Origin of the sequence: Ralstonia mannitolilytica, assembly GCF_905397375.1 — a bacterium.
GTDB classification, from domain to species: Bacteria; Pseudomonadota; Gammaproteobacteria; order Burkholderiales; family Burkholderiaceae; genus Ralstonia; species Ralstonia mannitolilytica.
Genome location: NZ_CAJPVG010000014.1, coordinates 82,895 through 90,909, shown reverse-complemented (window position 1 = coordinate 90,909; position 8,015 = coordinate 82,895). Strand labels below are relative to the sequence as shown.

The following is an 8,015-nucleotide window of genomic DNA, read 5'->3' as shown; positions in this document are numbered from 1 at the left end:
AGTTCGGCGGGGATCGCCGGCAGATCGGCCGGCTTGGTCTTCGGTTTGCCAGGCATAAGGTCTCCTTGGGAGCATGTTATGCCTTGAACACGAAATTGCTGACAGGTCCGGCCATAGCTTCGGGGCTCCGTAGTTGCGGCTCGTAAAGACCAGACCGTTGTCGCTTCGCAGCAGGAACGGTTTGGGCACGCGCCCAAGCGTGCCGAACCGGGCGATCAGCGCATGCTCCAGAGCACTGGATGCGGTGCGGGCGCGGCCGCTGCGCGACAGATGCCAGCCGAGCAACTCCCGCATGCGGCAATCGATCACCAGTGCCAGGGTCGCCCAACCGTCGCGTCCAGTCCAGGTGCGGCACATGTCGGTCGAACGGCGTTCGTTCGCGGCCGTGGCTTTTGACAGCATGGCCTGAACGCGTCGGGCAAGCCAACGGGCCGTTTGCGAACCTGCCAGTCCATCAGTTGGAAGATGCGCTGTATCGTATTATTGTTGAACCTGAGCAGATGCGCGACGGTGCGGTAGCCGAATGACGGCGGCTCCTCAAGCATCGCCTTGATCGGCCCTACAAATCGGGGCTTGCACCTTCGGGGCCGCCTTCACGTCGGGGTAGTACACGGTGCGCCGTGGCAGCTCAAATCAACGGCACAACTTCGAGATCAAGACAGTAATGCCCTCGGCCTGCAGTCCCTGGCGGATCATCTCGATATTTGTCGTCCTCACTCAGCAGGGACTGCATTTTTTTCTGGTGCGCAGCTCCAGCATGCGCCTCGCCGGTTGCTTTCTGCAAATCCTTGATCTGCCGTCGTACTGCTCCTTCATGTCAAGCGGGGTGGCTCCCAGTGCGGTCTCCACGCCGCGCTTGCCGTTGTCCACCCAGTGCTCGATCTCGGAGGGCGACAGATCGGCGGCTCGGCTAGCCTCCGCGAGCGTCTTCTCCCCTTTGATGATGCCCAGCACCAGCGCTCTCGCGCTTGACCGTCCAACGCTTGATGTGTCCTTTCATCTTCGTGCTCATCGTCGTTTCTCTCATTGTGACGTGAGCAGATTTTCACCGGCATTTTCACGCAAGCCAGCGTTAGCTAAGCTCCCCGCCGTTCTCGAACACCTACGCGAGCACCTCAAGCCGCTTCATGAATGTAAACCGCCCCACCGCAAATGCGATCGGGCCGTCAAAGCCCGTCCTGCTCGTTACGGCCTTCGATATCTTCGGAAAGACCTTAACTGAACGGCATTACTCAATGCCCACATGAGCTCGTGCTCTTTCTCGATTTTCGACCAATCACCATAGCGAAATTGTTTCCTTGAAAATAACACCGCACCCACTCCTACAGGGGCGCAGGGGATATTTCCCATAATGCAACAGCATTCCCGCGTTTTTGCGTTGCGCTGGCAACCTACCTGCTTCTCGATACCACCGCTGCTGTACTCAAAAAACCGATTTCTCTAATCACTAATCTAAAACCAAGAATGAGGGCTGCGTCAGCAGGTGTTGCCAACGCAGCATCAGATTCTTGTCTAAAATATGTAAGAGCCGACGCTGTGCGAGGCGCCTAACCTCAGCATCAGTGTCTGATTGCAGGCCAATTATGACGTGCTCCGAAGTGTCCAAGTGACTGCAGATTGCCGTAAATCAGCGGTTTACATCGTTAGCCGACACAGTAAGCTGCTCAACGGCGGTGATTTCGGTCACTGTTAAAAAAGTAATTTCTCCATACCCCTCTACTTTCTAGCCCTAACCAAGGATTTGAAGAAATGAAACCCAATGGCGAATAAATTAATCACAGACTTATCCAAAATAAATTCACGTACCGCCAAAGCAGTACATTCAGCATATCCAAGCAATCTTCTCTGCGAAGCGCCACTGTGAATTCTATAATCCAACAAGACCTCAGGAATATTATCCCATCTAACCCCAAGTCGCTTTACCCTAAGCCACAGATCATAGTCCTCTGAATTAAAACCAGAGTTATATCCTCTCGCCTCGATAAAAACACTCTTTTTGGCTAAAACTGTATTATGCGCAAAAGGATTGGAGAACGGCAGCTTTCGATCAATAGCATCGCCTTTAGGATAAATACGCACTCCAATATGAGTGCCGCTTTCGTCTATTAAATTGATATCTGAGCCAACCAGATCTAGTTTTCGTTCTTCGAGAAAACGTAACTGCCGCTCTAGGCGCTCTGGATGAGACACATCGTCACTGTCCATGCGAGCAATATATTCGCCGCGCGCATACCCAATACCAATATTCAGCGCATGAGATAGCTGGCCAATTGGAGTTGTATAGACCCTCACCTTGCCCAGACCTCCACAGTGTTGTTCCACAGCCAATTTCACGAGGTCCCGCCTAGGCCCATTCGCAATCACTATCAGCTCAAAATCTTGGTAAGTTTGTTTTGTAATGCTATCCAAAGCGAGCTTTAAATAATCATCAACAGCACAAACACCCATTATTACGGAAATCATAATGACGTCTTTGTGGAGTAAGGTATAAACGGCGATTCACTCAACCCGGCGGCCTGCTCATCTAGAAAATTTTTTATCTTAAATGAACACCCCAAGAAAAATAAAACAACGACCAAGAAATTGACTAGACCGTGCCTAGCCGGCTTTACCATACCCACTGGTGTAGCAGCCACCACCATTGCCAACAAGACAAGATTCATCTGCAGAATACGAAGAAACATATAACTATATTGAGCCAATGCAAAACAAATTGCGGCAACAGCAAATGGAATAGCTGCAATTCTTTTCTTTTGTTCGACAAACGAAATAAAAACCAATATCAACGACATAATAAACGGCGCAAGTCCCGATGCAGCGCCCGGAGAGGAAAACCCACCATCAAAATATATCGATACCTTCTCTCTCACGTTTTCCCAGAAAAGAATAATAATCGCGAGGAAAAAAAGTACACCGAAAAAAAATAGCAACACCCGGTTTCCACGCGTCCGCTTACCTTCCATAAAATCTAAGCACAAAACCCCAAATATCAAATAGACGACAGTGAATTGAAAGAACGGAGCGATGGAAAAAAGCAACCAAGAGCGGATTCTACTCTGTTCCTTGTAGGACGCCCCTAGAAGAAATAGCGAGAGCGCCGCTCCAAATCGGATCGAGTTCATTCCGACATCCAATATTATGTAGGAAAAAACAACAGAATATATTACATCTTGCCTTACATTATCACTTCTCAGAATAGAAAATATAATAATCGCAACCGACGCCACGGAGATAGTGTTAATTACCGCTATGGGATCATCTGTAACCGTAAGAATCAGCCTTACAAGCATCACGAATCCAGGCTCGTACCCATAGCCCAAAGGCAGGCCCAGATTTATGTCTTCAATAATCTTGACATAGGTATAGGTATCCGTGCCTACCAACCCTTTCTGCGACAACGCAAACAATAATGGAAGTGTGCACAGCGCGGTCAATGCTCTAGGTAACCGCGCTTGCTTGACGACCAATAGCGGGATAGCCAGGAACAGTTGCAAGACTATGTAGAAAAACATGCTAGGCCGAATTCCATAGGTTGATATATTTATCCACAACCCGACTCGATCTATATTCCATCGACGCGAAATCATAAGCCTGCTTCTTTATCGAAGCCATAAGCTCCCGGTCCTCGATTAGTTCTCGCAAGCACGCTGCTATCGCGTCTGCATCTGGAATCGCATTAACGCCAATTTTCTTTATTTGCACATGCCTTGCTTTCTGGTGTCGTTCAACTCTTTCAAAGCCAGAAAACACGACCTTCCCAAGCGCCATACCCAATGCACCATTCACACCACGGTCATAGCTGAACACTTGATCTAAAAATATATCGCAATCCCGAAATAACCGAATATACTCGGAATAGGGGAGATTCTGTGCGACTGTGTACTCTACACTATTTATGCCGAACTCCTGAACGATTCTACGCGCTGCAGCGTCGAGAATATCATTCCCCTTTTTATTTTCTTTGCCAACTTGCCAGCCGTGAAAGATCTTTATTTTCCTATCTGCTGCTGTTGGCGCAACAAACAATTCGTCATCAATTGGGAGCGGGATGACTCCACAAACTCGCCGCTCTCCTTCGTGCGCAAGATAGTAGTCCAGAAGGCCCGGTATTATTGCGCTGCATCTCTTTTTAACAAACCGGTCCAATGCTCTATAGCCTAACCCATAGAGATATCGCAGCGAATATCGATATTCCACCACTGTCCTCAACCTCAATCGATCAAGGGCGGAATAATTGAACTTTCCTCGCAAGCATGCACTTACCCAACTAAAATCGTCGCCTAACGCCGCAAGGTATACCTTTTTATTGTTCTTAAAAATATCCCTTAAAAATAAAATGTTTGCGATCGAACCGAAAGGTTGAATGGCGACTGGGTTGATGATCTGCACAACATCGAAATCCCTAAGCCCAGAGAGCGCCTTTCGATTTTTCAAATAGAGAACAAATCCCTTGACGCCAAGGAAATCAGAGAAGTTACGAATGATCTTGCCAACACTGGAAGTGGGTGGCTCTTTAATCAGGATATCAGCCGGAAAGTTCTTATAGCCGTCCCCGTCCGAAATGGTGGTAACTCGGTGCCCTTTTTTTGTCAGTGCCTTAGACAGCTCTGTATGGACCGATGAGTACTCTCCAATCAAAAGTATATTCATATTCCAAGAATAGCGCCGAAAAGGATGGTATCATGCACCCTGATTTAGAGGGTCGCAATTATCTCACTTGGTATGCATTGCTAGACGGAAAAGATGACTCGTGGTTAATGGAACCCCCAAACCCAAAACTCCATCTGCGCAAAAAAATGCCGTACTCAAACCACCCTCGGATTCATGACATTCTTCCAGTTACATAACAAAAATATTAGATATAGAAAATAATTAAGCGCGTACGCCAGATTAGCGCCTTGAGCACCATATTTCGGCACCAACAACCAAGCCAGAATCGCCATCAAAAAAGAGAATGTAATTTCTGTCGCGATAAACCAGCGCGCAGCACCTCTCGATAACATGGGATAAGCGACTAACCAGCTCGCGATTTTCAGCACGTCACCGAGCAATTGCACACCAAATAAGTCCCTCGCTTGTTGGAATTTTCGAGTGAATAGGAGTTCGATTGCAAAATCACGCAGCAAATAGACGGCAACCGCTAGAGCCATAACAATTGGAATAATTATCTTCGCTGTATCAATAACCTCGCGTCGAACCTCGTCACCTTGCAGCTTCGATAAGCGCGGCAAGTAGTATGTACTAAGCCCCAGTGTAATAATCCCTAAATATGCTTCAGATATTTTGTAAACCGCTTGCCACTGTCCCGCCTCATTCCAATCGGCACTGGCTACGAGAATTTTACGTATCAATACCAAGGCGACCGGTGTACAGATGGCGCTTGTAATTGCCATGGCCACATAGGCTCCGACACCGCTCAATGCTTTGCGGTCAACTTTCCCGACCCAGTAGGCCAACCTGAACCAAGGCTGTCGCGCGCTTCCGGCCAGCATGATGCAGCCAGAAAGGGCGGGAAAAACAGCCGCTGCTAGTAGAGCGCCGGTCAATCGATAAGCGACAATCATTCCCAGCATCACGGCAGTCGCAACAAGCACTGAAAGAAAGCCCAGACCAATATAGCGCGTGTAGTCCTGTAAGCCATTGATGACCGAAGCAAGTAGCGCATTCAGCACAGACAGCGGTAAAACCATTGCTACAACGATGATCAGCCAAAAGTACTGGTCATTCGCGAACAGCCATGCGGACAGCGGTACGGCAGCGAAGCACACCAGCAGCATCATCGAAGCGAGCAGCCACAGAATCCAACGCAAGCTTGCCCGCCACCACGGCGCGCACGCATCAAATCCGCATGAATGATGTTCAGCGGTATAGCGCACAACGCCATTACCAGCAGGAGCGGCGGCGATTCCGTTAAGCGCCGCCACGAGACTCTGTACTTGGCCGAGCATGGCCATCCCACTAGGCCCCGTATACACGGCGATGACTTTCGCAATGGCGAACCCGCTTACCATACGCAACGCGGATAGGATTGCGCTGAGTGCAGTCACACCTAGCAAGCGTTTCACTTGAGACTCGATTTCACCGCGACAATCACTGTTTGGACCTGCTCGTCCGTCATAGTCGGCCCCATTGGCAAGCTAAGCACTTGCTCGTGAATACGTTCCGTGATCGGCAGCGAACCAAGGCCGTAATTGAGATCCCGATAAGCGTCCTGCAAATGAGGGGGAATAGGATAGTGAATCATGGTTCCAATCCCCTTCTCATTGAGCGACTGCAGAAGCTTTTCTCGGTTCGGATGACGTACTACATAGAGATGCCAAACTGAGGTGGCAAATGGATGGATTTCGGGAAGCAGCAGTTCGGTTTCCCGAAAAGCCGTTTGATACTGTTCAGCAATCGATTGACGCCGAGCGTTCTCGGCATCTAAATGCGGCAACTTGACACGTAGAAACGCAGCTTGCAGTTCATCAAGCCGGCAATTGAAGCCGCGTATCTCATTATGATATTTTTTCCTTGAGCCGTAATTCAACAAAAGACGGACTTTATCCGCAAGCTCGTCATCGTTGGTTGTAATAGCCCCTGCATCCCCAAGCGCGCCCAGATTCTTGCCTGGATAAAAACTGAATCCTGCTGCATGACCCAGATTTCCAGCTCTATGGCCTTGGAATACCGCTCCATGCGATTGCGCAGCGTCCTCAATGACTTTGAGACCATACTTGCTGGCAATTGACATGATGGCCCCCATATCTGCCGGCTGTCCATACAGATGGACCGGCATAATGGCTCGCGTCCTTGGCGTAATCGCGCGCTCAATGCATGCAGGATCAATGTTATAAGTGCCCTCTACCGGCTCTACCGGCACAGGTTTCGCACCTGCATAGGTAACAGCAAGCCACGTCGCGATGTAGGTATTGGCAGGAACAATCACCTCATCTCCGGTTCCGATACCGTACGCACGCAGAATTAAGTGCAGGGCATCAAGTCCATTGCTTACTCCAATAGCATGCATAACGCCGCAATACTGCGCGAACTCCTGTTCAAAGGCCGTCACCTCCTGCCCCAAGATATACCAACCGGAATGCAGCACTTTTTCGAATGCCGCTTCCAATTGTAGCCTATGGCTCAGGTTAATTGCTTTGAGATCGAGGAAAGGAATATTCATGACAAAAATCGAATCACTTTTGCGGGGTTTCCTAGTACAACAGAGAATTCAGGTACGTCTTTCGTGACGACGCTACCCGCACCGATCATGGCCCCCTTACCGACTGTAATGCCTGGTAGGATGGTAGCGTTGGCACCGATAGAAGCTCCTTGCCGAATAACGGTTTTCTTGAAAATCTCTGGATACTGTTTGGAGCGCGGATAACTATCGTTCGAGAACGTCACATTGGGACCAATAAAAACATCGTCTTCAACAACCATTCCGTCCCATAGCTGCACCCCGCATTTCACCGTTACCCGATCCCCAATGACCACATCGTTTTCTATAAAGCAATGAGAGCATATATTACATTCAGACCCTATTTTCGCACCGGGCAGCACAACTACAAACTGCCAGATTCGGGTGCCTTCCCCAATATTTGTAGCCTGAACGTCGCTGAGTGAATGAATCATCTCCCACTCACCTCAATGAAGCTATTATAATCTCTAATGTAATCACTTTCATCATAGAGATCATCCGCCACCACCATCAACAGACAGTCCGGCGAGAAATCGTACATCTCATGCCACAGCATAGGCGGCAACATTAACCCTAGCGCCGGATTGTCCAGAGTTAAATCCAACTTTTCACGTCCATCATCCAAATGAAAGCGGCACGATCCTTGAATTGCAATCGCCAACTGATTTAATTTCTTATGAGCGTGAAAGCCTCTTCTAACAGTCCCATCCGCACCGAAAACATAGTAAATACGACGAATCGGGAATGGAAAGTTCACCCCTCCTTCCAAAATAACTAATGAACCCCTATCATCACTCCGCTCCTGCAGAGGCACAAATTTAATTTCCATCACACA

The 8,015-nt window shown here is 48.9% G+C and carries 8 protein-coding genes and 1 pseudogene; all 9 read right to left on the bottom strand.

The window, feature by feature from the left end; all coding sequences use genetic code 11:
• A pseudogene (locus KHN96_RS20485) lies at positions 1-402 on the bottom strand (DDE-type integrase/transposase/recombinase); the annotation flags it as partial.
• 315 nt (positions 403-717) lie between these two features.
• Positions 718-954: a DUF1153 domain-containing protein gene (locus KHN96_RS20480; protein WP_373994650.1), complete on the bottom strand. Its 237-nt coding sequence runs from the start codon at positions 952-954 to the stop codon at positions 718-720.
• Positions 955-1,716: 762 nt separating this feature from the next.
• Complete coding sequence (locus KHN96_RS20475; protein WP_082062818.1) at positions 1,717-2,463, bottom strand: glycosyltransferase; 747 nt, start codon at positions 2,461-2,463, stop codon at positions 1,717-1,719.
• On the bottom strand, positions 2,460-3,494 hold the full coding sequence (locus KHN96_RS20470) for an EpsG family protein (RefSeq protein ID WP_181817392.1): 1,035 nt from the start codon (positions 3,492-3,494) through the stop codon (positions 2,460-2,462). The genes KHN96_RS20475 and KHN96_RS20470 overlap by 4 nt, the downstream gene beginning before the upstream one ends.
• A gap of 19 nt (positions 3,495-3,513) precedes the next feature.
• On the bottom strand, positions 3,514-4,650 hold the full coding sequence (locus KHN96_RS20465; protein WP_147282527.1) for a glycosyltransferase family protein: 1,137 nt from the start codon (positions 4,648-4,650) through the stop codon (positions 3,514-3,516).
• Between the two features lie 155 nt (positions 4,651-4,805).
• The gene (locus tag KHN96_RS20460; RefSeq protein WP_062737521.1) at positions 4,806-6,065 is read right to left on the bottom strand and encodes an O-antigen translocase; all 1,260 of its coding nucleotides are present in this window, start codon (positions 6,063-6,065) and stop codon (positions 4,806-4,808) included.
• Positions 6,062-7,162, bottom strand: a complete 1,101-nt coding sequence (locus KHN96_RS20455; RefSeq protein WP_062737520.1) for a DegT/DnrJ/EryC1/StrS family aminotransferase — start codon at positions 7,160-7,162, stop codon at positions 6,062-6,064. Before KHN96_RS20455 ends, KHN96_RS20460 begins: the two co-directional genes overlap by 4 nt.
• Positions 7,159-7,614 (bottom strand): acyltransferase, encoded by a 456-nt coding sequence (locus tag KHN96_RS22935; protein WP_082062816.1) that lies wholly within the window; start codon positions 7,612-7,614, stop codon positions 7,159-7,161. Before KHN96_RS22935 ends, KHN96_RS20455 begins: the two co-directional genes overlap by 4 nt.
• Positions 7,611-8,009 (bottom strand): sugar 3,4-ketoisomerase, encoded by a 399-nt coding sequence (locus KHN96_RS20445; RefSeq protein ID WP_062737519.1) that lies wholly within the window; start codon positions 8,007-8,009, stop codon positions 7,611-7,613. The genes KHN96_RS22935 and KHN96_RS20445 overlap by 4 nt, the downstream gene beginning before the upstream one ends.
• Positions 8,010-8,015: the final 6 nt, after the last annotated feature.